At 31.7% G+C, this 25,738-nt stretch carries 24 protein-coding genes; 19 read left to right on the top strand and 5 right to left on the bottom strand.

The genetic code is table 11. The features are described from left to right. Positions 1-80: 80 nt before the first annotated feature. On the bottom strand, positions 81-848 hold the full coding sequence (locus B3040_RS04210; protein WP_291570537.1) for a potassium channel family protein: 768 nt from the start codon (positions 846-848) through the stop codon (positions 81-83). Positions 849-1,018: 170 nt separating this feature from the next. Here B3040_RS04210 and B3040_RS04215 point away from each other — a divergent pair, with 170 nt between their 5' ends. Then, positions 1,019-1,888 (top strand): damage-control phosphatase ARMT1 family protein, encoded by an 870-nt coding sequence (locus B3040_RS04215; protein ID WP_291570538.1) that lies wholly within the window; start codon positions 1,019-1,021, stop codon positions 1,886-1,888. A gap of 135 nt (positions 1,889-2,023) precedes the next feature. Here B3040_RS04215 and B3040_RS04220 read toward each other — a convergent pair whose 3' ends face one another. Further along, the gene (locus B3040_RS04220; RefSeq protein WP_291570540.1) at positions 2,024-2,917 is read right to left on the bottom strand and encodes a helix-turn-helix domain-containing protein; all 894 of its coding nucleotides are present in this window, start codon (positions 2,915-2,917) and stop codon (positions 2,024-2,026) included. Positions 2,918-3,037: 120 nt separating this feature from the next. Between B3040_RS04220 and B3040_RS04225 the strand changes: the two genes are divergently transcribed. From B3040_RS04225 to B3040_RS04295, 15 genes are all read left to right on the top strand, one after another. Further along, a complete protein-coding gene (locus B3040_RS04225) occupies positions 3,038-3,952 on the top strand; it encodes a nucleotidyltransferase (protein ID WP_291570542.1) in 915 nt (304 codons plus the stop codon). Between the two features lie 181 nt (positions 3,953-4,133). Further along, entirely contained in the window at positions 4,134-7,001 is a 2,868-nt protein-coding gene (uvrA, locus tag B3040_RS04230) for an excinuclease ABC subunit UvrA (protein WP_291570544.1), read from the top strand. 205 nt (positions 7,002-7,206) lie between these two features. Next, positions 7,207-7,965, top strand: coding sequence for an N-acetyltransferase (locus B3040_RS04235; RefSeq protein ID WP_291570546.1), 759 nt, complete (start codon positions 7,207-7,209; stop codon positions 7,963-7,965). Between the two features lie 217 nt (positions 7,966-8,182). Next, positions 8,183-8,683 carry a DUF6323 family protein gene (locus tag B3040_RS04240; protein ID WP_414632518.1) on the top strand — a complete coding sequence of 167 codons (501 nt, stop codon included), beginning with the start codon at positions 8,183-8,185 and terminating at the stop codon, positions 8,681-8,683. Beyond that, on the top strand, positions 8,683-10,041 hold the full coding sequence (locus B3040_RS04245; protein WP_291570547.1) for a DUF6179 domain-containing protein: 1,359 nt from the start codon (positions 8,683-8,685) through the stop codon (positions 10,039-10,041). Before B3040_RS04240 ends, B3040_RS04245 begins: the two co-directional genes overlap by 1 nt. A gap of 158 nt (positions 10,042-10,199) precedes the next feature. Continuing rightward, positions 10,200-10,787 (top strand): L-2-amino-thiazoline-4-carboxylic acid hydrolase, encoded by a 588-nt coding sequence (locus B3040_RS04250; RefSeq protein ID WP_291570549.1) that lies wholly within the window; start codon positions 10,200-10,202, stop codon positions 10,785-10,787. Positions 10,788-11,031: 244 nt separating this feature from the next. Next, a complete protein-coding gene (locus B3040_RS04255; protein ID WP_291570551.1) occupies positions 11,032-11,817 on the top strand; it encodes an ECF transporter S component in 786 nt (261 codons plus the stop codon). A 147-nt stretch (positions 11,818-11,964) separates the two neighbouring features. Then, positions 11,965-12,660: a response regulator transcription factor gene (locus B3040_RS04260; protein ID WP_291570553.1), complete on the top strand. Its 696-nt coding sequence runs from the start codon at positions 11,965-11,967 to the stop codon at positions 12,658-12,660. Positions 12,661-12,871: 211 nt separating this feature from the next. Then, the gene (locus B3040_RS04265) at positions 12,872-13,771 is read left to right on the top strand and encodes an ABC transporter ATP-binding protein (protein ID WP_291570555.1); all 900 of its coding nucleotides are present in this window, start codon (positions 12,872-12,874) and stop codon (positions 13,769-13,771) included. 4 nt (positions 13,772-13,775) lie between these two features. Further along, the gene (locus B3040_RS04270) at positions 13,776-14,516 is read left to right on the top strand and encodes a hypothetical protein (RefSeq protein ID WP_291570557.1); all 741 of its coding nucleotides are present in this window, start codon (positions 13,776-13,778) and stop codon (positions 14,514-14,516) included. Between the two features lie 16 nt (positions 14,517-14,532). Continuing rightward, on the top strand, positions 14,533-15,237 hold the full coding sequence (locus tag B3040_RS04275; RefSeq protein WP_291570559.1) for an ABC transporter permease: 705 nt from the start codon (positions 14,533-14,535) through the stop codon (positions 15,235-15,237). Between the two features lie 12 nt (positions 15,238-15,249). Then, positions 15,250-16,173 carry an ABC transporter ATP-binding protein gene (locus tag B3040_RS04280; RefSeq protein WP_291570562.1) on the top strand — a complete coding sequence of 308 codons (924 nt, stop codon included), beginning with the start codon at positions 15,250-15,252 and terminating at the stop codon, positions 16,171-16,173. Continuing rightward, positions 16,166-16,909 carry an ABC transporter permease gene (locus tag B3040_RS04285; RefSeq protein ID WP_291570564.1) on the top strand — a complete coding sequence of 248 codons (744 nt, stop codon included), beginning with the start codon at positions 16,166-16,168 and terminating at the stop codon, positions 16,907-16,909. The genes B3040_RS04280 and B3040_RS04285 overlap by 8 nt, the downstream gene beginning before the upstream one ends. Before the next feature lie 26 nt (positions 16,910-16,935). After that, the gene (locus B3040_RS04290) at positions 16,936-17,841 is read left to right on the top strand and encodes a sensor histidine kinase (RefSeq protein WP_291570566.1); all 906 of its coding nucleotides are present in this window, start codon (positions 16,936-16,938) and stop codon (positions 17,839-17,841) included. Between the two features lie 416 nt (positions 17,842-18,257). Beyond that, on the top strand, positions 18,258-20,228 hold the full coding sequence (locus B3040_RS04295) for a carbohydrate-binding domain-containing protein (RefSeq protein WP_291570568.1): 1,971 nt from the start codon (positions 18,258-18,260) through the stop codon (positions 20,226-20,228). Between the two features lie 285 nt (positions 20,229-20,513). Here the strand turns inward: B3040_RS04295 and B3040_RS04300 are convergent, their stop codons facing one another. The 3 genes from B3040_RS04300 to B3040_RS04310 all read right to left on the bottom strand — a co-directional run bounded on the left by B3040_RS04300 (position 20,514) and on the right by B3040_RS04310 (position 23,054). Then, entirely contained in the window at positions 20,514-21,503 is a 990-nt protein-coding gene (locus B3040_RS04300; protein ID WP_291570570.1) for a GNAT family N-acetyltransferase, read from the bottom strand. 377 nt (positions 21,504-21,880) lie between these two features. Continuing rightward, complete coding sequence (locus B3040_RS04305; RefSeq protein WP_291570572.1) at positions 21,881-22,450, bottom strand: DUF6143 family protein; 570 nt, start codon at positions 22,448-22,450, stop codon at positions 21,881-21,883. After that, the gene (locus B3040_RS04310; protein WP_291570575.1) at positions 22,437-23,054 is read right to left on the bottom strand and encodes a DUF6143 family protein; all 618 of its coding nucleotides are present in this window, start codon (positions 23,052-23,054) and stop codon (positions 22,437-22,439) included. The genes B3040_RS04305 and B3040_RS04310 overlap by 14 nt, the downstream gene beginning before the upstream one ends. A 314-nt stretch (positions 23,055-23,368) precedes the next feature. On the opposite strand from B3040_RS04310, the gene B3040_RS04315 reads away from it, so the two are divergent. The 3 genes from B3040_RS04315 to bioD are packed head-to-tail and all read left to right on the top strand — an operon-like array spanning position 23,369 to position 25,653. Further along, a complete protein-coding gene (locus tag B3040_RS04315) occupies positions 23,369-23,965 on the top strand; it encodes a biotin transporter BioY (RefSeq protein ID WP_291570577.1) in 597 nt (198 codons plus the stop codon). Then, a complete protein-coding gene (gene bioB / locus B3040_RS04320; RefSeq protein WP_291570578.1) occupies positions 23,949-24,932 on the top strand; it encodes a biotin synthase BioB in 984 nt (327 codons plus the stop codon). Before B3040_RS04315 ends, bioB begins: the two co-directional genes overlap by 17 nt. After that, positions 24,925-25,653, top strand: a complete 729-nt coding sequence (bioD, locus tag B3040_RS04325; protein WP_291570580.1) for a dethiobiotin synthase — start codon at positions 24,925-24,927, stop codon at positions 25,651-25,653. Before bioB ends, bioD begins: the two co-directional genes overlap by 8 nt. Positions 25,654-25,738 lie beyond the last annotated feature (85 nt).

Raw genomic sequence — 25,738 nt, forward strand, 5'->3', positions numbered from 1 at the left:
TAAAACATAAAAGTTGAGTTATTACTATAAATACATTATTAAAGTCTAAACTATGTTACTTATGGCAAGATGTATTATATTTAATTTTCTCGACTTTTTATAAACTCATAAAATTCCATGAGTTGCTTTCTTTGATCCTTTGTAAGAGATGAAATATCTAGAGAAATAATTTCTTTACTAGTAAGTGTTTCTCTCTTTTTTTCATCTGTTTTTGTTATAAAGTAAGTGGAAATTGTACTAGTTAACATACTTAAAAATCCTATACCTGATAGCATAAGGATAGCTGCTATAACCCTCCCGCCTGAAGTAGTTGGACTTATATCTCCATACCCTACTGTGGTAATAGTTACAATACTCCACCAAAAGGCATCACCATAGGATTTTATTGTGGCACTAGAATCTCTTTCTAAAAAATAAATAGCAAAGGAACCTAGTATGGTTATTATGCTTGCAGAACCTAAAGAATATATAAATCCATTAGTATATAAAACATCTTTAATGTTATGTATTAGACGCAATAAATAGGTTAAAACTCTTATAAGTTTCAATAAACTTCCATAAGGAGAGCTAGTAAAAAAGTGAAGAGGAAGTAAAGCAATTAAATCTATATAATGATTTTTAAGCAAAGAACGTTTATTTCTTGAAAAAAACAATCTCACAACAAAATCAAGGACAAAAATAAAATAGATTATATTATCAGCTATGTTTAAGTATTTTAACTGTATGCCAGTGATATTTTTACTAAACTGTAGAACAACAACAAAGGTTGCTACTAATGCAAAAAATCCTATAACTATGTCATAGATAAACTCAATTCTTTCATTGTTAGTAAAATCAAGGTCTCTCATAATAAAACCATCCCCATATATTTTTATATTGTATGATATATAAAAATATTATACTGTTTTTTATATGAAATAGAAAGGCATCAAAAGGTAATGCTATTAATTTATATGGTATAATCTTGAACATAGCAGTTGATTAACTACTGCAATATTGCTCTTAAGGAGAGAATCAGATGAAGGTATCAAGAGAATGTATTCACTGCCTTGCTAGACAAGCTGTTGAAATAGCTGAAGAAGCTACAAGCAATCTAGCAATTCAGGAAGAAATAATAAAAAGGTCCTTGAAAGAATTAGGCGAAATGGACTTTAATGAAACTGCGCCAGAAATAGCTTTTAGGATGCATCAACATGCGAAAAACATTACTGGTATTTATGATCCCTATGAAAGGCTGAAAGAACAGTACAATGAAATTGCTAAAGAAATTTATGATAGAATTAATGAAGAAAAGTGGTTAGAGAATGCGGAGGATCCTTTTGACATGGCTTGTAGGCTAGCCATTGCTGGGAATATCATAGATTTCTCCGTTGGGTTAAAGCTTAAACCATCAGATATACTTAAATCTGTTGAGGATAGCATTAACCATGATATTTTTGGAAGAGGAACAACTGCTTTTAGAAAAGCTATAGAAAAGTCAAAAAAGATTATGTATATTGCTGATAACTCAGGTGAGATTATATTTGATAAATTTTTATTAAAAAAGCTTCCAATGGAGAAGGTTACATATGTAGTGAAAGGTGGCCCCATAGTTAATGATGCAACTATGAAAGATGCAATAAGTACTGGTGTTGTAGACTTGGTAAAAGTAATTGATAATGGACATTCAGCTCAAGGAACCATATTAAAAGATTGCTCAAGTGAATTTATCAATGAATTTAATGAAGCAGACCTTATTATAAGTAAGGGACAAGCAAATTTTGAAACTTTGAGTGACTTAAAGGGTAAAAATATATTTTATCTGCTTAGAGCTAAATGCTCTTCAGTGGCAACTTCCTTAGGATGCAAACAAATGGATTATGTCCTTACTAATTATAATTGTAAATAGTATTATAGATTTTTGTATTAAAAGAACCATGGGTAAATCTAAAATGCACCCTATCGGATAGACACTTGAAAAAAGTCTACCCGGTAGGGTATTTTATATTAAATAGAGTAAATAAAGAAATGGGTGGGTTTATTACTAAGATAAAATAGATATTGGGAAATACAAGTCACATTCACAGTATTGTTTATTACATTTTGCATAGTTTATATACTCAAATCTAAATTTCTCTCTTAAATCAAACTGAATTGTTGGCATCCAAGTATTAAACACATAAGCAAAGATGTGGGATAATTTGTTTGAGTTTATTTCTTCAGGACGGTGAAGTCCCATGTAAGTAAAAACACCATATTTGTGTGGAACTACATTCTTGACCCTCATATCTTCAGGTATAATGCTATTTTCGCTTATTTGAATAGAAGGCTGGTAGAGAGTGTGGGTAAGTATGTTATTTTGTATTGTGGTAAAACCAATATACACATCTTTTTCTAAGGGGTTGAACACCCTTAGTCTATGATTATAGAAAAAATCTAAACCGTATTTATTAGCTATTTCATTCTTTAAGTTTTCTTCAACACTTACCTCATATTCAAGCCCTGCAATTGAAAAGCCAGGAGATACTACAATTGACTGAAAAAAAACAAGGCCCTCTCCACAGCAGTTCATAAAATCAGCGTTAAATTTATCTAAAATATTCAAAGGGAAAGGGTTTTTACGCCATTTTGCAGGAGTAATATTAAATTCTTCCTTGAAAACTCTGTTATAGGTTCTTTCGCAGCCAAAAGAGTACTTTGAAGAGATGAATTCGATACTATTTTGATAATGTAATAAATCACTTAAAGATAATGCGATTCTTCTTCTTCGAACATACTCCATCAATCCTGTAGAAGTAGCACCTTTCCAAATTCTAAGTAAATGAAATTTTGATATGTTTACATTTTCTGATATGCTATCAAGGTTTAAAGGTTCTAAAATGTTTAGCTCTATATATTCAGTTGTGTTTTTAATTATTTCTAACAAATAGTTATCCATATTTCTACACTCCAGCAATTTTTGTCCTGTATTGATAAAAATATACAAGTATAATTATACCATAAGCAAAAGAATGAGAACAATTATTCCTTTATTAACTAGAAGAAAGGATTTGAGAATATGGAAGAATTATTACAGAAAGAGTTAAAGGAGCACTATAATGCAGCAGTGAATAGCTTTGTTAGTAAAGTTAAAAAGGACCCTAATGTTATAGCAGTTATTGTATGTGGCAGTGTAGCCTATGATGTTGTATGGGAAAAAAGCGATATAGATATGACGGTGGTTCTTCGAGACCAAACTCTTAATAATACCTCTTATTGTATTGTGGAAGATGGCATAACCATTAATGTTGATCTTGTATTAAGAAGTGGTTTTGTAAGATGGATGGGAAAAAGTATTGGAGGCTCCTTTTCTCAGTCATACCTAGCCAAGGGCAAAATTGTTTATACCACAGATGATAGTTTATATGAATGTTTTGAGGATATGAAAAAGATAGGCAGCGATGACATTGCCTTAACAGTATTTTATAATGCCTGTGAACTTGTAGGTATATATGATAAGTGCCAAAAGTGGCTGTATGCAAGGAAAGACCTTTTATATGCACAGTATTATCTATTAAAGGCAGCAGAAGTTATTGCAAGGATAGAGCTTTGCATAAATGAAGAACCCATCTCTCGTGAATCTATTCAAAAGGCTTTTAAGTTAAATCCAGAGGTGATTACTCCTTTTTACCAGGAGCCCATGTCCCATCACTTTAGTGAAGAAGAAGTTTCAAGGGCTATAGAGACTCTTGATAGTTATTTAGAAAATCGTCTTGATATTATTAAAAAACCTGTAATTGAATTTATGGCAGATGAACAAATAAAAACTAGTACTCTTATTTCTAAGCACTTTCATATGGAAGGACATTTTGTTATTTCTATATTTGAATATCTAGCTGATAAAGGTGTTATTGAAAAGGTATCGCAAACAATTCGAATAACCCCTAAAGGTAAGATGGCAGTAGAAGAACTAGGTTTTTTATATATTCCATAAGTAGATTTTAATTACTATGTTTAGGTGTTAACAACATTTTGAAAGCTTCAAGTCAGTGTTCTTCTATGATTACCAGGTGATTAGCCTAGATAAATTTCATTGATAGAAGTCCAAATTTCCGTTTAATGTTGTTAAGCAAAGCGAGGTTATTCATTATTTAAAGAAGAGGGGAGCGAAATATATGTCTATTAGAACAAATATTGAGATTTCAGGAGCTAAGCAAAATAACCTGAAGAATATATCTGTTGAGATTCCTAGGGATAAACTTACTGTTATCACTGGTGTATCTGGTTCAGGAAAATCCTCCTTGGCCTTTGATGTTATTTATGGAGAAGGGCAGAGAAGGTTTCTTGACTCCATATCAACATTTGCTAAGAGTAGGATTAGTCAGCTAAAAAAAGCTAATGTAGATTATGTTAGAGGATTATCTCCTGTTATAGCTATTGAACAGAAGAAAGGGAACAACAACCCTAGATCAACTGTAGGCACTGTTACAGACATCAATGATTATATGAGACTTTTATTTTCAACTGCAGGAATAGGAAGGTGCCCAGAGTGTGGAGAACCACTTAAACAATTGTCTGCAGCTCAAATTGCTGAAAGAATTACCACACTACCTGAAGGTGCAGTCGTAGAACTACGTGCACCAGTATATAAGATGTTTGGCGAAGACTATGAATACACCTTTCATATATTAAGAGAAAAAGGATATAAAAATTTACTGGTTGATGGAAAGCATTTCTCTTTAGCAGAAAAAGAAGAGCTAGATGAGAGTAAGGATTATAAAATTGAACTAATAATTGACAAGTTTACTTTAAAGAAGGATACCTATATTCAGCTTACAAAATCTATTGAAGCAGCTATGGTTTCCTTAGATGAAGATATTATGATAAAGGTAGAAGTTATAGGAGGCGTAGAACCTTCCTTTTATGCTAATTTTGGTTGCAAGGAGCATCATTACTTTCTTTGTGAAATGCAACCCTTTCATTTCTCTTTTAATTCGCCTGCAAGTTCTTGTCATACTTGCTTAGGAGTAGGGATGTCCTATGTTGTAGAGCCGAGATTTTTAATTGTGGCACCAGAAAAAAGCATTATGAAGGGGGCACTAAAAAATTCAGTGTTTAATCCTTCTGGAAAGGATAGCTACAAGACTGTGATAATGTACAGTCTATCTCAGAAATATGACTTTAGTCTTGATACTCCCTTCAGGGATCTTCCAAAACATATTCATGAACTCCTGTTTTATGGAACAAAGGGAGAAACTGTAGAAATGTTGCAACCCCCATTTTCTCAGAAAAAGAATTGGTTAATTGGTAAAGCAAGGCCTTTCAAGGGGTTCGTACATGAGTTAGAAAGCTGGTACAGGTATTACATAAGGAAAACCTCTACAACAGAAACCTTTGAACCAACCTTTATAAAAGATTGTATGATAGAAAAGATATGTCCTGAATGTCACGGCGCTAGACTAAAAACTCAAAGACTTCAGATTACCGTTGGTGGAAAAAATATAGATCAGTTAAGTAGAATGCAGTTGCCAGAACTATTAGACTTTTTAAACACTCTAACCTTTCATCAGGATATTAGGGAAGTAGCTAACACAATTGTCCGTGAAATAAGCTCCAGATTAAAGTTGTTAGTAGACATAGGGCTTCATTATATAAACCTTGGAAGAAGAAGTGATAGTATTTCTGGTGGTGAGATGCAGAGAATTAAAATGTCCACACAAATTAGCAGCGAGCTTATGGGGATGCTTTATGTAATGGATGAACCAAGTATCGGGCTTCATCCACGTGATTCTATGAAGGTTATAGATACAATGAAGAAACTTAGGGATATAGGGAATACCGTCATTGTTGTAGAGCATGATGTAGATACTATTAAGAGTGCGGATCATATCATTGAAATTGGTCCTGGACCTGGGGTTCATGGGGGTAATATAGTTGCAGTTGGTACTCTTGAAGATATAATCAGTGAACCCAAGTCAATAACAGGAAGGTATCTATCTGGTAAGGCTGAGATAGCTGTACCCAAGAGGAGAAGAATGCTTGGAGATGATTTTTTATCCATACAAGGTGCAAGAGAAAATAATTTAAAAAATGTGGATATTGATATACCACTGGGAGTGTTTATTTGTGTAACAGGCGTATCTGGCTCAGGTAAGAGTTCACTGATTAATGAGATACTTTATAAGCAGCTTAAGGTTAATAAAACAGGAGCGAGGATTGTTTCTGGAGAACATGATTTTGTTTTTGGAGCTGAACTTTTAAACAATGTAATAAATATTGATCAAAGTCCCATTGGTAGAAATAGTAAGTCTAATCCAGCAACTTATATAGGCCTTTATGATAAAATACGTAAGATTTTTGCACAGCAACCTGAGGCTATTGCAAGAGGGTATAAAGAGATAGACTTTAGTTTAACCCATGCCAATGGAACAAGATGTGAGCATTGTGCTGGAGACGGAATAATGGTGACAAACCTTCAGTTCATGGCAGACATTGAAACTGTTTGTCCAGTGTGTAAGGGAATGCGTTTTTCAGATGAAGGGCTTGAAATTAAATATATGGGAAAAACCATAGCAGATGTATTAGAAATGACAGTTGAAGAGGCTCTTAGCTTCTTTAGTGACAATAAATATTTAAAACATAAACTAGAAATCATAAATGAACTTGGGCTTGGTTACATGCGACTTGGACAAAGTTCAACAACACTGTCTGGTGGGGAAGCTCAAAGAGTTAAGCTTGCATATGAGCTTTCAAAGATAAAGCGAGGGGCACAGAATCTTTATATATTAGATGAGCCAACTACAGGACTTCATCTTTCAGATATTCAAAAGCTAATAGATTGTTTAGGAAGACTTGTTGACCAGGGACATACAGTGCTTGTAATTGAGCATCATTTGGACGTGATAAAATCAGCAGACTATATCATTGACATGGGACCTGAAGGTGGTAGTGGTGGAGGATGTGTTGTTGCTGAGGGAACTCCAGAACAAGTGTCAAAGGTGAAGGACTCTTATACAGGAAATTTTCTAAAGAGTGTACTTTAACAACACTTTGGAAGCTTCAGGTCTGCCAGCTTATACAAGTGCAAATTGCTTAGTCTAGGCAAATAACTTTGGTGGCAATCTAAATATGTTTCTAAAGTTGTTAGACCTAAGCAGCTTCCTGGGAATATAATTAAGTATATCTAAATTATAGGTATTTAATTAGCTTAACTTTAATTTAGTATAAAAAGTGCTACAGGAGGATATTATGGAGATTATAAGTGTAACAGAAAATAACATTGACAAAGAACATATATGTTGTGTAGTCTCTGATAAAAAAGGGGAAAATTGTGTTGCGTCTAAGAAAGCTTGGATGAAAGAACAGTTAAAAAATGGGTTGGTTTTCAAGAAGCTAAATGTAAGGGGTAAAGTTTTTATCGAATATATACCCGCTGAAAATGCTTGGTACCCTTTTGATGCAAATGGGTATATGGTTATAAATTGTTTTTGGGTATCTGGGCAGTATAAAGGAAAAGGTATTTCAAATCTACTTTTAGATGAGTGCATCAAAGATAGCAAGGAAAAAGGTAAAAGAGGTATAGTTGTTTTATCATCTAAAACTAAAATGCCATTTTTAAGTGAAGGGAAATACTTAAAATATAAAGGCTTCAAAGTGGCAGATACTGCTACTCCCTACTATGAACTTTTATACTTTCCATTAAATAAGGATGAGATTATACCTAAATTTAAGGCTTGTGCTAAAGAAGGTAAAATAGAAGAAAAAACATTAACCTTATACTACACGAATCAATGCCCCTACACAGAAAAATATGTGAGTAAAATAAAAGAAATAGCAGAGAACAGAGGAGTAGAATTAAAGGTGAAGAAGTATATAAGTAAAGAACAAGCTCAAAATGCTCCATCACCATTTACAACATACAGTTTGTTCTTTAATGGTAATTTTGTAACCAATGAAATTCTTACTGAAAAGAAGTTCACTAAATTTCTTGATGAAAATAATTTATAATTTACTTATTTTTATAAACAATAAAACCCTGAACATTTAAGTTCAGGGTTTTTAAAGTTCAATTTTAAAAAGCATAAAAATATCATTGACTCAAAATAAGGAGAATGATACTATTGTATAACAGCATAATAGTATTAAAATAAACCTATACATAGCAACTATAACACATATAAATATAAATGTCAATAGAAAATCTTGAAATTTAGGAGGTTAATTTGTGAAAAATTATTTTATGGTTATTCCAAATTCTATAGCAGTTAATCAAATACTTTCTGAAATAGAGCAAATTAACGAAGAGACTTTAGAATACGGATTAAAACTTTCTGAGCAAGATGTAAAAGCAATTGTGGAAACAAGAAATCAGTCCTTAAGCTCAACGGGTAGAGTTGAATTCGGAGGAGGAATAATCACAAAAGTTATATCAACCTTTTGTGATTCACCTTATATTTTACAATCAAACTATGTAGAAATAATTAATGAACTCATAGAAAACTTTTATTACTTTAAAAATGAAACCTTGGAAGAAATAAGTGATGATGAATTAATTGAATTTATGAAGGAGTATTTTGATAATAAATGCCAAGGGGATTTAGATTTACTTAGATATAGGTACTTAGATAAAGTAGCCCATAATGTGAAGTATGGAGTGAAGGATTACTTAAATGTAGATGATTATATGGATGGTGATGGGGATGAGGAGGTAGAGGAAGAGTGGTGATGAAAAAACGTATTATTAACAAAGAGGATATTATAGAAGGATTAATAAGCAAAGAGCATTATTTCCAATCGCTGTTGCAAGCTGCCTATTCCAATGGATTGTTAGATGTCAGTGATATTCAAAAGATTCAACTCCAATTATTAAGTGTTATGACGGAAATTGTTGATTATTTTACAAAAGGCACAAGTTCTTCTGTTAGAGAGGAAGTAGCAGAGCAACTTATTTTATCTATTTACTACACCTTAGGACTATCTTTAAAAAATCAGAAAAGCATAAAAGAAAGTATAGATTTAATAAAGAATAAAGATATGAAATTTTTATTTGCTGAAGGGGAAAAAGTACTAGAAGAAAAAGTAGGAGAATGCAAAAGACTACTTGAAATCGTAAATAAAACTAAATTAAAAACTGAAAACTATGCCTACGTTGACACCATTGATTATGGAATACCACTATTCTTTGAAAAGTACGATAGAAGGTTTGGAAGTCATGAAACTCCAGGTTCAATAGATTATCCCCTAGCTATTGAGGAAGTACATTTAGTAGGAATTGAATATATAGAAGATTATTTAAACAAGTTAGCCCTTGAAAATAAATTCTGTGAATACTTTGATGTTTTAGAGATTGAAGCTTTACTAGAAGGCTTTTGCAATAACTCAAAGCATATGTTGATAAATATTTTCAAGCTAGTTCTTACTAACTACTTAGGATGCATTTTAGTTGGAAATAAGGGGAGAGCCTTAGATATAACTAAGTGGAATAGAGAATACCTAAAGAGAATAATGGAAGATCTATCTACAATAGAACTAGAAAGACTATTTTTTGACGCAGTAGAAAAACTTTGTCATGAATTTTCTATAAAGGATAAAAAACTCATTGAGTATATACACAAGGTCATATCTGAAGTCATACCAGAAGTAAGAAAAAATATGGAGAATAATACCTTAGATAGGGTATTTATTACTTTAAGTAAAAAAGATGAAAATTTAATTAAATATGAAGATGGTAAGATGTTAGATAATAATAAATTTAGAGAGATAACTGAAGAAATTAGAGTTTGTAGTAGCATAGAAGATAAAATAAGGCTTATTAGAGAAGAAATTCATAGCTTAGAGGATTTATTAGATGTACTTGGAGCAGATTGTATATTTGAGGATGAGTATATAGATGTTTTTAAAGCACTAGATACTTTTGAGATGGCCTTAATTGCAAAAAATACTTATAATGATGAAGAATTTAAGACTGATTATATGATAGAAAATGAGAAGGAGTGGAAGGTAAAATTTAAGGAGTATTTTGAGAGTTTAAATGCTGTGGAAAGAGAAAAAGTAGTAGCTTTAGCAAAGAATATTGAGTTATAGATTGTGCAAGATAATGGAGAAGACTCTCTTTTGTTATGTACCAAAGTAATCATGTTATTACGAAACTGAAAAATCTAAATTAACGGGGTGTATTTTATTCCTATGTTTTAGAAAAACGTAGAAATATTAATATAATAATAATTTTAGGGGGCAAAATTATGGATTGTGTTAAAGTTTCAGCTAAGGAAGAATTGCAAAAGCTAGAATTTGCTTACGAACTTAATGAATTCCAAATGAATAGATTGGAAAGAATTATAAGTTCTTTAAGAGATAGGTATGGGGATGAGGTCTTTGAAGTCTATAAAGAAATTAAGGTAAGTTACAATGAACTGCTTAGATGGTATTTAATTCATACATTTGATGTAGTAAGTGCAATGAAGAATGTATTGGGTGAGGAAGTACTTAATGTTATTCATGATGCAGAAATTGAGGATGTAATGAGAGAAGGAAAAAGCTTTGCAAAAAAGTGCGGACAAAATACGTTAAAGGATATTATTCCATTGTTTGGAGAACGCAATTTAGTTAAAGAAGAAAGCTGTGATAAGGGGCTGTTATTTAGACAAGAAAATGGATGTCCAATGAGTAGAATATCTAGAGAAGAAGGCTTAGAAGAAGTAATGTGTAGGCTTCATTGTAGTGTAGATCCTTATTTGGTGAAGGGATTTAATGAAAATATTATATGTGAAGTTAGAAAATCGCACCTTCTAGGTGATGAGATTTGTGAGTGGTACATTTACGAAAAATAGGTTACTTGGAATTATAGAACAGGTTTATTAAGTACTGGTGTAGAGATTTGAAAAATAACTAGTAAATAGATTGGTTGAAATTATGACCTACAGAATATTTTAGAGTTTCACAAAAAATTAACTAAAAATCCCTGTAAATATATTGATATATTGGAAAGAAGGCTTTATAATATGGGCGAAGTGTACAGGTACAATGATATGTGTACCGATACAAAATAGCAATTATACATTTAGGGGGATTAGCATGAATACGGTACATTCAAAGAAAAATAAAATTTCAACCCGTTCAATAGTTTTTATAGGATTGTTTGCTGCACTTTGTTATGTAGCTCTTTACTTTAAAATTCCTATTCCATCGCCAGTAGGAAAGCCATTTTTACACATGGGTAATATGTTTGTAATATTAGCAGCATTGCTTTTTAATGGAGTAGTTGGAGGGGCTTCAGGGTCCATAGGTATGGGTTTATTTGATATTATGAATGGTTATGGCTCAAGTGCACCTAAAACTTTTATCCTTAAGTTTGGTATAGGTATAATTACTGGAAGGGTGGCATCAAAGGGAAGAAAATCTGAAGCTAAATCACCAGTAAAGTGGATTTTTATTGCTTCTGTAGTGTTTACATTAATAGGAATACTTCTACTTATAGTTTCTACAATCAATGGTAATGAAATTGCCGTTGTAGGTATTAAAAAGAAATTAGTTATTAATCCAGTTTTATATATCTTCTCACTTATACTTGGAATTTCTTTAGGTGCGGCAGCAATATCAGCTAAGAAATACTCTGTTGATATCCAGTACGCAATAATGGGAGCGGTGTCAGGTATAGTATTTAACTTAGTAGGAGAATTCTTATTTGGAGTATTTAATCTATTAGTTGCAGGTAGTGGTTTTTATCCAGCGGTGTTAACTTCAGCAGTAAGTCTTCCTGCTACATTAATTAATGGAACCTTCTCAATAGTTGTGGCTGTAATTTTATATGTGCCACTTTCAAGAGTAGTTACGAGATCCAATATAAAAATTGAAGCCTAAAATATAATTTATCCATAAAGCTATTCGGCAAGAAAATTTCTAATAAGGTTTCTAGCTGAGTAGCTTTTGTATATAATTTTAAGATATATAGGTTATGGTATAATATGTATAGGTTATATTATAAAGAAAGTAATGAAGGGGTTAATTATGAAAGAACAAATCAAAGTTTTAATAGTAGAAGATGATAATAGTATTAATAATCTTGTGGCTGCTCTTATGAAAAAAAGTGGGTATGAGGTAGTACAAGCTTTTTCTGGCACAGAGGCCATGATTTATATACAAAGTAGCAACTTTCACTTAGTATTAATGGATTTAATGCTACCTGGAATGGCAGGAGAAGAATTAATAAAAAACATAAGAAAAACTAAGACTATGCCAGTTATGGTAGTTTCGGCAAAGCTTGATAAAGAGGTAAAACTTGAACTCTTTAGGTTGGGCGCCGATGATTACATTACTAAACCTTTTGATGTTGAAGAGCTTTCTGCAAGAATTGAAGCAAATATTAGAAGATACATGGAATTCAATAACAAAGCTCCAGTAGAGCAGATTTTGACATATAAAGATATAATGCTAAACAAGGAAACTAAAGAAGTTAAGGTAAATGACATAACCTTGAATCTAACTGCAAGGGAATATAATATCCTAGAGTTGCTTTTAACGCATCCTAAGAAGGTATTTAGCAAGGCAAACATCTTTGAAAGTGTATGGGAAGAGGAATATCTTTCTGATGAAAACACAGTAAATGTTCATATGAGTAATTTAAGAAATAAGCTACAAAAGGCAAATCCTAAGGAAGAGTACATAGAGACTATATGGGGGATGGGTTATAAACTTAAAGGATAAACTTAAGGTTTTCTTAAGGATTCCTTTAAGTTTTTTTATATTTCACTTTATACAATAATCTCATAAGAGAAAACAAAGAGATATTATTTTAAAATAAGAAGAGCTTAAATAAAAACTTCTTAACAATAAGAAATGTTTTTATTCTTAGTTTAAGCTATTCCGCAATGGAAAAAAGAAAAATAAGATTTTTGAATTTTGGAGGAGATTATTTATGAGCGAAATTTTAAAGGTTAATAATGTTACTAAGTTTTATGGAAAGCAAAGGGTGTTAAATGGTGTTGATTTATCAATAAATCAAGGAGAAATTATTGGACTTGTTGGACCAAATGGAGCAGGGAAAACTACCTTGATGAAGATTATCACAGGGCTTATTCCAAAATATGAGGGCCAAGTTTTCATAGATAATAGAAATATAAAGGATAGAAACCACTTAAAAACAAAGGAAATTGGTTGTGTAATTGAAGTGCCAGGTTTTTATCCAGAACTCACTGGTTATGAAAATTTACTATTCTTTGCAGAGATATCAGGTTTAAAGGATAAAAGTGAAATTAATGAAATAGTTAAAAGTTTAGGTATTGAAGATTATGTAAATAAAAAGGTAAAGCAATATTCTTTAGGAATGAAGCAAAGACTTGGAGTCGCACAAGCGGTGCTAACCTATCCACCAGTTTTAATCCTAGATGAACCAACCAATGGATTGGACCCTGCTATAGTTCCACAGCTTAGAAAGTTTATAAAGCACATAGCAAAGGAAAAAAATACTGCGGTTCTAATCTCAAGCCACATTCTTTCAGAAATTGAACTTATGTGTGATAAGGTAGTGTTCATACAAAAGGGAGAAATTATTAAGGTAGAAAACTTGGATCAGGAAGAAAAATCATCATCGAAGGTAGCTTTTGTAACTAGCAAGTTAGATAAGTTAGAACAGTTCTTTAACTCTAAAAATATAAGTCATCAAGTTACATCTAAAGATGAGCTTCATGCAGAAGTTAATACCAAAGAGTTAGAAGATTTAATTTTAAGTATTAGTAAGGCTGATATACCGCTTAGAAGTGTGCATGAAGTAAAAGAGTCCTTGGAAGAGAAATATTTAAAAACTATGGGGGAATAGGAAAATGGATAAGTTGGCAAAAATATCTTATTTAAATGTAAAAAATGTAGTAAAGTCTAAGGAAATGCTAATAGGGCTTATTGCAGCCTATGGTTATTCAATGCTTTGGATTCTTTTTGTCCATCCACCAAAATATGGTCTTAATGAGTATGGCTTTGAATTTTCAAGATTTTTATACGTGATAATATTATACGCATCAGTATCTATCTTAAGGAATGATATAAGATGGAATACAACAAAAACTATTTTTACAGGGATATATAGCAGAGTAGAAATAATGGTTTCAAAAGCAATCTCTTTAATTCTACTAGGAATTGTTTTTTATATATTTGCAGAAATAAATAATGTTTTAGCCACAGTGGTTTTATTTAATAAAATTGGGTTTTCAAGTTTTTTAACCTTTAATCATCTACAATTATTTATTTCTTATATTTCTATAACTCTTGCCATGGGAAGTCTTATGCTTTTAATAGTTTCCTTAAAATTTAATGATAAAAAATCCATATTATTTTATATTTTATTTTTAAGCATGGTGAACTTTTACACTGCTGCTATAGTTGTTTTAACAACTACCAAGCCAGAACTTGTAGAAACCTTTTCTTCATACATGAAAACACCATTTTATAATGTGGTAGCTATGTCTCAGGGGATAATTACCTTAGAAAGTGTGAAAATAAATTTCTTATGGGCTGTAGGTTTTCTTGTAATATCTTTCTTTGTAATTAGTAAAAGAGAAATTAAATAACCAGGGGGTGAGAAAAGTGGATAGAGCTTTAAAAGTAATAACCTTGGAGCTTAAAAGAAAAAAGTTTATAAGGGATATAATATTTTCTTTAACTGGATTAACTGTATTATCTTTCTTTAGTTATTTTCTCATAAAAACTCTTCAAGAATCAGAGCTTTCTATGGTTCCAATGACCTTCTTACAGTTGGTTCCATATATAATTTTAGTTATTTGTAGTTTTTCCTTAACTCAAGAGTTTACAAATAAAACAGATAAAGTTGTTTTTACAGGAATTTTTACTAGAAATGAAATAGTATTTTCTAAGCTTATAAGCTTTTTAACAACCTCCTTAATATGCTATGTATGGTATGAACTTTTGAATTGGATTGTAGGTGGGGTTAAAGCAGAGTTACTGTTAGTTAATTTAGGAACTTTTTTAATTTATGCTTTTACTTTAGGTTCTTTTATACTATTAGTTTCCATTGTAAGTTCAAATTTTATTGTTACTGGAATTGTAACCTATGTATTATATTTTGATTTAATTTTAGTACTCTTTAAGCAAGCCTTAGAATCTGACAGAAGTGAAACAGTAAAACAAATTATAGTAAATTTGCCTTTTTATATTGCCAATACGGGTTTTTCCACAGGTTGCTATACTGCTAAAGAGACAATAAATATGCTTATGTGTGGAAGCTTATTTTTAACTGTAGCATGTGTTATAATTAATAGAAAAAATATGTAAAAGGATAAGTTTATGGATAATAATATATTAAGGTTAATAGGTATTTCAAAAAAATATAAAAACTTAAAGGTTTTAGATAATGTTAATATGACAATAAAAAAAGGTGAAATATATGGACTCATAGGCTTAAATGGAGCTGGGAAGAGCACCTTACTTAGAATAATAACTGGACTCTCCATTGCGGAGGAAGGGACTATTGAGCTTTTTGGAGAAAGTGAGCATAATAAACTTCAATATGCAAGAAGAAGAGTTGGTGCTGTTGTAGAAGCACCAGCTCTTTATGACAATAAAACTGTATATGAAAATATGCATATTAATAGATTACAAAAAGGAATACCAGGAGATTTAGCCATTGAAAAACTACTCAAATCATTGGAATTAATAGGTGAAAAGAATAAAAAGGTAAAAACCTTATCTTTAGGTGGAAAGCAACGATTATCTATAGCAATGGCACTGCTTGGAGATCCTGAACTTATAATTTTAGATGAACCTATTAATGGACTTGACCCGATTAAAGTTATAGAACTAAGGGAACTACTTAAAAGGTTAAATAGAGAATACGGAATAACTATTCTTATTTCTAGTCATATACTAGGAGAAATTCATCATTTAGCAACTAGATTTGGAGTAATTCATAAAGGTAAAATTATAGAGGAGCTATCCCTTGAGGAACTAAACAGTAAATGTAAAAAATATGTTCATATTAAGGTAGATAATGCTGCCAGTGCAGCAGTTGTAATAAATAAGGAGCTAGGAACTTTGTGCTATAATGTTTTGCCCAATGATATTATTAACTTATATGATTATTTAGATGAAACAGAAGTAGTTACAGAAGTTCTTGTTAAAGCAGGAATAAAAGTTAAGGAAATTATGCCAAGAGGAGAGGACCTAGAAGCATACTTTAGTAAGATAGTAGGGGGAGAACAGAGTGTTTAACTTACTTAAAATTGAGTTTTATAAACTAAGAAAGTCAAAGCTATTTTACTTTTTTATATTTTTATCACTGCTCCAAGCCCTTGTGATTTATTCCCTTTCCCTGAGCTTAAAAGTTAATGGGGGAAAAGATGCTTTAATGTATATGCTTTTTATGCAAAGTAGCTTAGCTTCAAATATAATTGGAGGAGTTTTTGCAGCAGATTATATAGCCACAGAATTCACCTCTGGCTATATAAAAAATTTAATATCCTATGGCCACAAAAGAAGTCATATATTTTTATCTAAGTCCATAGCGTATTATTTCAGTATTCTTGCCTTTAATTTTATCCCACCTTTAGTAGTTTTCCTTATAGCAACAATAAAACGGGGCTATGGAGAGGTATTTACCTTTGGAGCTTTCTTATCTTTACTAGGAATGCTTCTGTTTACAGCTATCGCTCAGGGTGCTATAGCTAGTACTAATGTTTTGATTGCTTTTGCCACAAAAAATATGAATCTTACTATAGGGATAGTAGTAGGGATGGACTTTGCTTATAGGATTATAAGCTTTATGGCTGTACGAAATTCTTCAATAAGGTGGATATATGAAAAGTTTGCAGTATCACAGCCCTATGTTATTGCTGCAAAACAATCAGGAATTAATGAAGTATTACAAATTCTTACTATATCCTTATTAACTATAGCTTTGTGTATAGTTATAGGTAATCATACATTTAAGAAAGCAGATATAAAATAAGAAGATACTGAGAGGTAGAAGGACAAATGGCATATTTAGTTGTAGTCTTATTAGTTACAGTGTTTTTTCTTGGATTTAGATTGTTTTATATGGAAAGCCAAGTTAAGAGCTTAACAAATCAGCTTGCACATATTAATGAAACAAAAACAAATAAAAGAATTACTATAGGACTTTTAAACAAAAGTATAGAAAAGTTAGCAGAGAAAATCAATGAAACTATAGAAATAAAGCTACAAAGTGAAGCTAATAGGGTAAAAGTTGAAAATGATTTAAGGCAAACTATTGCCAATATGTCTCATGATTTAAGGACTCCTTTAACATCAATTATTGGGTATATTCAATTTCTAAAACTAGAAGGCATTAATGAACAGGAAAAAACTGAATATCTAGAGGTTGCTGAACATAGGGCAAAGTCCTTAGAAATTTTACTTAATGATTTTTATGAGCTGTCCTTAATCGATTCCTTAGATTATGAGTTAAATATGGAAAAATTAAATATAAATAAGATACTAGAGCAGGTTGCTTTAGATAGATATGCAGATTTTATGGGGAGAAACATTAACCCAAGTATAAATATACCAAGTGAAGCCTTGTATATCATAGGAGAAAAGAAATCTGTAGAACGGACAATTGATAACCTACTAAGCAATGCAATAAAATATGCAAAGGATGTTATAGACATTTCTCTTCAGGTTAAAGAAAATGGTGCGGTATTAAAAATCAGTAATACTTTTACAAATTTGACCCAACAGGACTTAGAGAATGTCTTTGATAGGTTTTATATGTCTGATAAGATGAGGTCAGAAAAAGGAACAGGTCTTGGACTTTCTATTGCCAAAGGTTTAGTAGAAAAAATGGGTGGGAGTATAAACTGTAATATTGAAGAAGATATGTTTAATATTTATTGCCAATTTAAGCTTATGATCAATTAGTTGAAGTTTTGTATTAGGTAAGCTTTAATCTTTTATAAGTGTCAATCTTACTCTTAAGCCAAGGCTTATATCTAAATTATCAATGAAAATTATATAGATGAAATTTGGAATAAAAAAAGTGAAGTGAAGTAAAGAAGAATGAATAACAATATTACAGATTCTATAAAATAGTAATCAAGAGTAATAAACAATTACAATAAGGGTTAAATTCTAGCTAATAGAATTTAACCCTTAAATTTTTAGAATGCTTATATTACAAAAGTTACAAGGAAACCCTAAAGGATTAGCTTGAAAAAGTTACCTGAAGCAATTTAAGGTTTGTTTAAGGTTGCCTCTATAAAATAAGAGTAATACAAGTAAAGAAAGAAGATTTGATGCAGAATTCTACAAAATCATATATAAAGGAGAATGAATTTATGAATAGGAAAAAAATAAGAGCAATATTTATGGCTATACTTTTAAGTACTGCAGTTTTATCTGGTTGTGGTAAAAATGTAGCAACAGAAACCAATAAATCATCACAGGAAGGTACAAATGGAATTTCCACAACTAGCGGTGAAACCAAAACTAACTTCATAGTCACAAAAGATATGATTTCCTATGATAAAGATGATTATTACACTGACTGGAAAAGTGAAAATCCAAGCTATGTACAACTTAATGGGAATAGTGCCACCCTAAATGGAGCTGGGGTTACAATAGAGGATAGTAAAATTACAATAACCACAGCAGGGGTATATGTTTTTAGTGGTAAGTTAGATAATGGGCAAGTAATTATTGATTTAAAGGATGAGGGTACTGTTAAACTAGTACTAAATGGGGCTGAGATTAATAGTTTAAATAATTCGCCCATATTTGTTAAAAAGGCAAACAAAGCTATTATTACTTTGTCAGAGGGAACTGAAAATATTATAAAAGATGGGAAAACCTATGTTTTGGAAGATTCATCAGATGAGCCCAATGCAGCGATTTTTAGTAAAGCTAATCTCATCATAAATGGGGCTGGAAGCCTAACAGTCAATGGTAACTATAACAACGGAATAACAAGCAAAGATGATTTTAAAATTACTGGAGGAAACATAAACATCTACGCAAAAGATGATGGCATATTAGGAAAAGACATGGTAATAGTTAAAGAAGGAAATATTAATATAGAAGCTGGTGGAGATGGATTAAAGTCTACAAATGATACTGAAGCTTCCAAAGGTTATATAGCTATTCAGGGAGGAACCTTCGATATAAAGGCAGGGAGTGATGGAATTCAAGCAGAAACTTCAATGCTTATAGAAGATGGAAAGTATACTATTATAACTGGTGGTGGTAGCATAAGTGCTCCTGAAAAAATTAAGGTAGAAGGACCTAATTCAAGGACAAAACAAGAGAGCAACACATCCACAAAAACTGCCAAGGCAGAGAGACAAAGCTCTAAAGGAGTTAAAGCTACTTCAAATATCTCCATAGGTGGAGGAAGCTTTAATATAGATTCTGCGGATGACTCATTACATTCAAATAATAGCATTAATATATTAGCTGGAGATTTCACTATAACATCTGGAGACGATGGCATACATGCAGATTCTAGCATAGAAATTAAGGATGGTAAAATTAATATAACAAAAAGTTATGAAGGAATAGAGAGCACACTTATAACCTTTGAAGGCGGAGAAACTCATGTTATAGCTAGTGATGACGGTGTCAATATAGGAGGAGGAGCTGATGGTTCTTCTGTAAATGGGCGTCCGGGACAAAATAATCTAAGCTCCTCAGGTAATAATAAACTTAATATAACTGGAGGTTATATATCAGTTGACTCTAATGGAGATGGATTAGATGCCAACGGGTCAATTTATATGTCAGGAGGTACAGTTGTAGTAAGTGGACCAACTGCCAACAATAATGGAGCACTTGACTATGATGGAGAGTTTGTAGTTACTGGTGGAGTTTTAATGTCGGCTGGAAGCTCTGGAATGGTTCAAGGACCTTCTGAGTCATCAAATCAAAATTCCGTTGCTATGAGTTTTTCAACAATTCAAAAATCAGGAACTCTATTTGCTGTGAAAGATAGCAAAGGTAATATCATAGCAACCCTTGCCCCTAAAAAAGACTATAGTACAGTAGTTATTTCCTCCCCAGATTTAAAAAAAGGTGAAGAATATACTGTTTATTCAGGGGGAACCTCAACAGGAACTTTATTAGATGGACTTTATAAAGATGGTGAGTACAAGAATGGAACTCAGGTGGTAAGCTTCACTATTACAAATAGCGTAACTTGGTTAAATGAATCAGGAGTTACTACTGGAAAAAGTGGAAATCCTGGAGGCAAAGGAAATCCTGGCGGAAAAGAAAACCCAGGAGCTGGAGGACCACCACCAAAGACAAGACCATAGAATTCATATAAAGTGCCCCATATAGAGAGCTCATTGCAAAGGACTCTTTACATGGGGTAATTACATTTCTTAAATTTATAATACACCTTTATTACGAAATTGTAAGAAAGATGTAAGAGTTATGATATATCAAATAATCCATTAAGGAATTATAATTAGTTCATAAGATATATCAAAGGAGCTGATTTTTATGAAAAAGTTTATTGAAGTAATAAAGGTGATAGTACTAGTAATATTTGCTGGATGCAATGAAGAAAGTTTTGAATTAGCACAAGGATAATTTCTTTATTGTTTATATAAATTATAGGTTGTTTCCAAGTAGTTAAATTTATAGCCAATCCATTTGCTCACATTGATAGCAGGAGCATTGTCAGGATGATGACATACAAGGGCTTTTTCAAAATTTATGGTTTCAAACAATCTTTTATACATAGAAGCATAAAGCCACTTTCCGAGGTTTCTTCCTCTATAAGGTCTTTTAACCCCAATCATAAATTGATAGGGAAAGCGAGGATCACTGTTGTTTACAGATACATTTGATTTAGCAACCAGCTCATTATTTGAGTTAAAAATCATATAGCAAAAATGAGAAAGATTTCTTTTCTTGTTTGATTCATTAATTTGCCTTTGCTTTTCAGGAGTTATAACATATTGAACATAACCATCTTCCTTAACATCTGTCATGTCTTCCATAGTTTCCATAAATAAATTACAATACTCTTCAATTAAATCCTCAGAAATAATATCTGTAAATCTAATAGATAAATCTGAGTTTTTTATTTCTTGTTCTGCTATGTATTTACTTAGCGAAGATATATCAATATCACTCTTATTTAAAGTATAATAATTACCCCGTAAAGCTACCTTGTGAGTATATTTTCCAATTGTTTGTTGAAGCTCATTATTGTAAGTAACTACTGAAAGTTCATTGTACTTATCTATCGTATTCTTAATTATTTCATCAATAAAACTTACTAAAGTTTCATCAATTACTAAATCACATAAAGAGATTGTTAACTTATGCTGTTCATTACCGTTCCAATCAAAGGTTTTAGTTAAAGTTAAAATTCCACATGCTATAGAATCTTTTTCTATAAGAAGTAGTTGGTTATCAATGTTAGCAAACGATGACAAAAATAAATTCTTATAGTCATCAACAGTATTTAAACGATGTAGAAAGTTATATTTGTTCTCTAAGGCTTCATTGATTGAATATAGATTTTTAATTTCACTTTCTGTTAAATTATTTGGATTAATTTCATAGATTTTATACATAAGATTTCCCCCTTAAAAATTCTCTCAGGCTTTCCCCAATATAAATTATAGCATTTATTATTAGGTTAAAGGGCTAAAAGTTAGTGATTATTAGAAGTTTAAATAGTAAAGCTTAAAGTTAGTATTTAAAAGTGCAGAAAAAGCTGTAAGGCTCTAGATTATAAAAACTCCCTAAAAAAGTAACTAATACTAAAATCTAATATCAGTCCAATAAAAAATCATGTTAGTCACATAGAAATGAACTTTACAGCTCAAAGTACATACATTAGATAAGTCATACCTAAATAGGGAACCAAGGTAAGGTTTCAATTCAAGTGAAACTACATTGATTCCCTAGAAGCTTTGTAAGGTAATACAGAAATTTTTATTTTAGCATACTAGCAATTTATCTTTTCTTCCCACCATGAAAAATTAACTGTAGCACTAGCAGGCTCATCAGGTGCTTCAGGATTGGATAAGAATATTAGAAATGACCCACCAGGAGGAAAAATAAATTTTCCAACCTCCACATCACCTATTGTAACTTCGGATTGAGCTCTTCTAACAAAGGCTTTCACTCCGCCTACAGGTTCACCAATAACATTACTTGCTTGAAATAATAATATTTTAGTTTTAGGTGGTGGACAAAGAGCAGTATTACCAGGAACTACTGTTGAAACCTTAGTTGGTTGCCCTGGGGGATTACTATTAAACCATATTTGAGCCCTTATTGGTGATGGACCAGTATTGGAAACCTGCCAGGAATAAACATACAAATTGACACCAGAATTAATGGGGTTGTACAATGCTGCCCATGCGCTCCTACCATTACCAAACTCTAAACTACTTGTAGAGCCTAAAAAATATTTTCCTTGAAGTGATAAATATAAATCATAAGGCATGGAAGCTACTTGGGTAATTGGATTTGGCAAAACAATAGAATTATTATAGCTATTACAGCAATCCATTCTCTAAACATCTCCTACTTTTTTTATTTTTAACAACAGGTTCTTCACTCCAGCCAAAAGCTATTCTTCCCATGCCAACTTCATTAGATGTCTCAGTGGTAGATAAAGTAATAACAAAGGAGCCACCAGGAGGGAAAATAAACCTACCTTGTTCATCACTAGCAATTGTAACTTCTGGAGCTACTGTTCTTATAAATATATTGCTACCACCAACGGGGTCTCCAAGTACATTACTTGCCTGAAGCAGTTTTGTTTTTGGTACTGGTAAAGGACAAAGAGCTGTATTTGCAGGTGTAACTAATTCTGATTCTGTAGGAATTCCAGGTGGAATTGCATTAAACCATACTTTTGCAATTAAGGGTGATGCTCCAATATTTGTAACAGTCCAAACTTGAACAAAAAGATTAACTCCTGAACTAATTGGATTTATTAATCCAGCCCATGCAATACTGCCATTACCGAACTCTAAATCATCTGCATAACCTACAAAGTATTTTCCTTGAAGTGATAAATATAAGTCATAAGGCAAATCAGCTACTTGTGTTATAGGATTGGGCAAAGTAATTGAGTTATTATAATTATTACATCCTTCGATTTCAATCACATCTCCATTTTTTAAATTTTATTTAAGAAAGAATATCTTCCTAATCATATAATATGTGAAAGCTTAGAGTTTTGTGTGGAATCAGTACTTGTTCGAAGGTGCTTCTTCTAAAAAGAGAGAAGGTCGATATACATTAGTAGTTAGTTAATTCTTAATATCAGGAAATTTTCACAATTAAATATATATAAGGTATTCCTTGGGGTAAATAAAATTTTAAAAGTATTGTAAACCTATAAAGTTATTATGGTTGACGATAGTGGGGACATTTAATATATTAATAGAGTAAGGCAAATATTGTTAGAGAGGTGTATTGTTTGAAAAACACAAGAGATTTGATTTTAGTAGCTATGTTTGCTGCATTAACAGCAGTTGGAGCTTTTATTAAAATACCAATACCATATGTACCCTTTACCCTTCAATTTCTTTTTTGTGCTTTAGCGGGTGTGATTTTAGGATCAAAATTAGGAGCTATATCACAAATAGTTTATGTAGGAATTGGGCTTTTGGGTATACCTGTGTTTACAGAAGGTGGTGGCTTTAACTATATTTTTAAACCTACCTTTGGATATCTCATAGGATTTATTGTGGCTGCTTATATTATAGGTAAGATAAGAGAGAACCTTAAAGAACTAACCTTTATTAAGGCAATATTTATGATGGTTGCAGGCTTGTTTTTTGTGTATTTATTTGGCGTTATATATTTATATATTAGCTATAACTTCTACCTAGGAAAGAATATTTCTTTATATTTCGCATTCTTTTATGGCTTTGTAGTTTGTGTAGCTGGAGATCTTTTACTAGTAATATTTACAGCTTATATATCCATAAGAGTATTACCTATATTAAGAAAAAGTGGATATATGGGTTATAAAAACAATATAAAAGGAGTACAACATGAAAGACTTTATTAAAGAAATGGAGAAAAAAACTTTAGCAGGAAATTTTATAACCTTTGAAGAGACTATGAAATTAGCAGGGCTTGAGGAAAAAGAGCATATATTAGAGTTATGTAATTGTGCTAATAACATAAGGCAAACTTTTATGGGCAAGGAAGTAGATTTATGCACAATTATGAATGCAAAGTCAGGACATTGCACTGAGGATTGCAAGTTTTGTGCTCAATCTGCTCACTATAAAACTAATGCAGCAGTATATGATTTGGTTTCAAAGGATGCAGCTTTAAAGTTAGCAAGAGAAAATGAAAGTGAAGGAGTGAATAGATTTTCACTAGTGACCAGTGGCAGAGGAGTTACAGGTGAGGAGTTTCAAAAGGTTATACAAATTTATAAGGATTTAAACAAGGAGATAAAAATAGATTTATGTGCATCTCTAGGAATACTAGATTATGAAGAGCTGATAAAACTAAAAGAAGCTGGGGTAACTATGTACCACCATAATTTGGAAACCTGTAGAGAATATTATAAAGAGATTTGTACAACCCATAGCTATGATGAAAGAATAGACACTATCAACGTAGCTAAAAAAGCTGGTATGGAGATATGTTCAGGAGGAATTATCGGCATGGGAGAAACCTTAGAGCATAGAGTTAAGTTAGCTTTTCAGTTAAGAGAGCTACAGGTTAACTCGATTCCTATAAATGTATTAAATCCAGTTCAGGGAACTCCACTAGGAAATGAAGAAAGATTAAGTCAAGAGGAAATACTAAAAACTATTGCTATCTTTAGATTTGTTAATCCCAAAGCCTTAATTAGGCTTGCAGGAGGAAGAAACCTCATTGATGAGTATGGCAAAAACTGTTTTAATGCAGGAGCAAATGCTACAATTACAGGAAATTATCTTACCACATCAGGAAATAAAATATGTGATGATAAGAAACTTATAGATGAATTAAACCTAGAGGTTAGAAAAAATGGCTAAGGGGATATTTATAGTAGGAACAGATACTGATGTAGGGAAAACTATTGTAACTGCGGGACTCATGCACGTGCTTAGAAGTAATGGATATAACGCTACGTATTTTAAAGCAGCATTAAGCGGTGCCGTAGAAGTAGGGGATAAGCTTATTCCTGGTGACACTAAGGTTGTAAGTGAAGTGAGTAATTTAGAGGAAGCCTATGAAAATATTACCCCCTTTGTGTATAAGTCAGCAGTGTCACCTCATCTTGCAGCAAAGTTAGAAAATAATCCTATAGATTTAAATATAATTAAAGAGAAATATAATTACTTAAAAGGAAAGTATGATTTTATAATTTCAGAGGGAAGTGGAGGTATAGTCTGTCCATTAATAGATGATGAAAGAGGAGTTTACACCCTTGAAAATCTAATTAAAGATTTAGGTATGGAGGTTATTATTGTTGCAAGAGCTGGACTAGGAACCATAAACCATACAGTACTAACAATAAGATATATAGAGAATTTAGGAATTAAAATCAAAGGCATTATAATAAACTATTACGAGGAGCAACTACTTTGTGATGACAATATAAGAATTATAGAAAAGCTTACTAAGGTACCTATAATAGGAAAACTTAGAACTATTGATAAGCTAGAGGACAATATGATAGAAGCTATAAAAATAAATGCTGAAAAGGCCTTTAGCCTTGGCAAAGTATTAGATTGCATGGAAGAACTAAAATAACCATCCATGAACATTGCCCGTCAGTAAAGTACAATGAAAAATAGAAGAGTACAAAAAGATTTTCGTAATAAAGGTTGAGGTGTGA

The sequence above is a fragment of the Clostridium sp. UBA4548 genome, from assembly GCF_002387895.1.
Lineage (GTDB): Bacteria > Bacillota > Clostridia > Clostridiales > Clostridiaceae > Clostridium_J.

What these genes read in the sequence shown, in the direction of transcription:
- B3040_RS04270 (WP_291570557.1), top strand. Translation starts at nt 13,776, where the DNA reads ATGGATAAGTTGGCAAAAATATCTTATTTAAATGTAAAAAATGTAGTA.
- B3040_RS04290 (WP_291570566.1), top strand. Translation starts at nt 16,936, where the DNA reads ATGGCATATTTAGTTGTAGTCTTATTAGTTACAGTGTTTTTTCTTGGA.
- B3040_RS04215 (WP_291570538.1), top strand. Translation starts at nt 1,019, where the DNA reads ATGAAGGTATCAAGAGAATGTATTCACTGCCTTGCTAGACAAGCTGTT.
- B3040_RS04245 (WP_291570547.1), top strand. Translation starts at nt 8,683, where the DNA reads ATGAAAAAACGTATTATTAACAAAGAGGATATTATAGAAGGATTAATA.
- B3040_RS04225 (WP_291570542.1), top strand. Translation starts at nt 3,038, where the DNA reads ATGGAAGAATTATTACAGAAAGAGTTAAAGGAGCACTATAATGCAGCA.
- B3040_RS04260 (WP_291570553.1), top strand. Translation starts at nt 11,965, where the DNA reads ATGAAAGAACAAATCAAAGTTTTAATAGTAGAAGATGATAATAGTATT.
- bioB (WP_291570578.1), top strand. Translation starts at nt 23,949, where the DNA reads ATGAAAGACTTTATTAAAGAAATGGAGAAAAAAACTTTAGCAGGAAAT.
- B3040_RS04235 (WP_291570546.1), top strand. Translation starts at nt 7,207, where the DNA reads ATGGAGATTATAAGTGTAACAGAAAATAACATTGACAAAGAACATATA.
- B3040_RS04210 (WP_291570537.1), bottom strand. Translation starts at nt 848, where the DNA reads ATGAGAGACCTTGATTTTACTAACAATGAAAGAATTGAGTTTATCTAT.
- B3040_RS04255 (WP_291570551.1), top strand. Translation starts at nt 11,032, where the DNA reads ATGAATACGGTACATTCAAAGAAAAATAAAATTTCAACCCGTTCAATA.
- B3040_RS04295 (WP_291570568.1), top strand. Translation starts at nt 18,258, where the DNA reads ATGAATAGGAAAAAAATAAGAGCAATATTTATGGCTATACTTTTAAGT.
- uvrA (WP_291570544.1), top strand. Translation starts at nt 4,134, where the DNA reads ATGTCTATTAGAACAAATATTGAGATTTCAGGAGCTAAGCAAAATAAC.
- B3040_RS04280 (WP_291570562.1), top strand. Translation starts at nt 15,250, where the DNA reads ATGGATAATAATATATTAAGGTTAATAGGTATTTCAAAAAAATATAAA.
- B3040_RS04300 (WP_291570570.1), bottom strand. Translation starts at nt 21,503, where the DNA reads ATGTATAAAATCTATGAAATTAATCCAAATAATTTAACAGAAAGTGAA.
- B3040_RS04305 (WP_291570572.1), bottom strand. Translation starts at nt 22,450, where the DNA reads ATGGATTGCTGTAATAGCTATAATAATTCTATTGTTTTGCCAAATCCA.
- bioD (WP_291570580.1), top strand. Translation starts at nt 24,925, where the DNA reads ATGGCTAAGGGGATATTTATAGTAGGAACAGATACTGATGTAGGGAAA.
- B3040_RS04250 (WP_291570549.1), top strand. Translation starts at nt 10,200, where the DNA reads ATGGATTGTGTTAAAGTTTCAGCTAAGGAAGAATTGCAAAAGCTAGAA.
- B3040_RS04265 (WP_291570555.1), top strand. Translation starts at nt 12,872, where the DNA reads ATGAGCGAAATTTTAAAGGTTAATAATGTTACTAAGTTTTATGGAAAG.
- B3040_RS04220 (WP_291570540.1), bottom strand. Translation starts at nt 2,917, where the DNA reads ATGGATAACTATTTGTTAGAAATAATTAAAAACACAACTGAATATATA.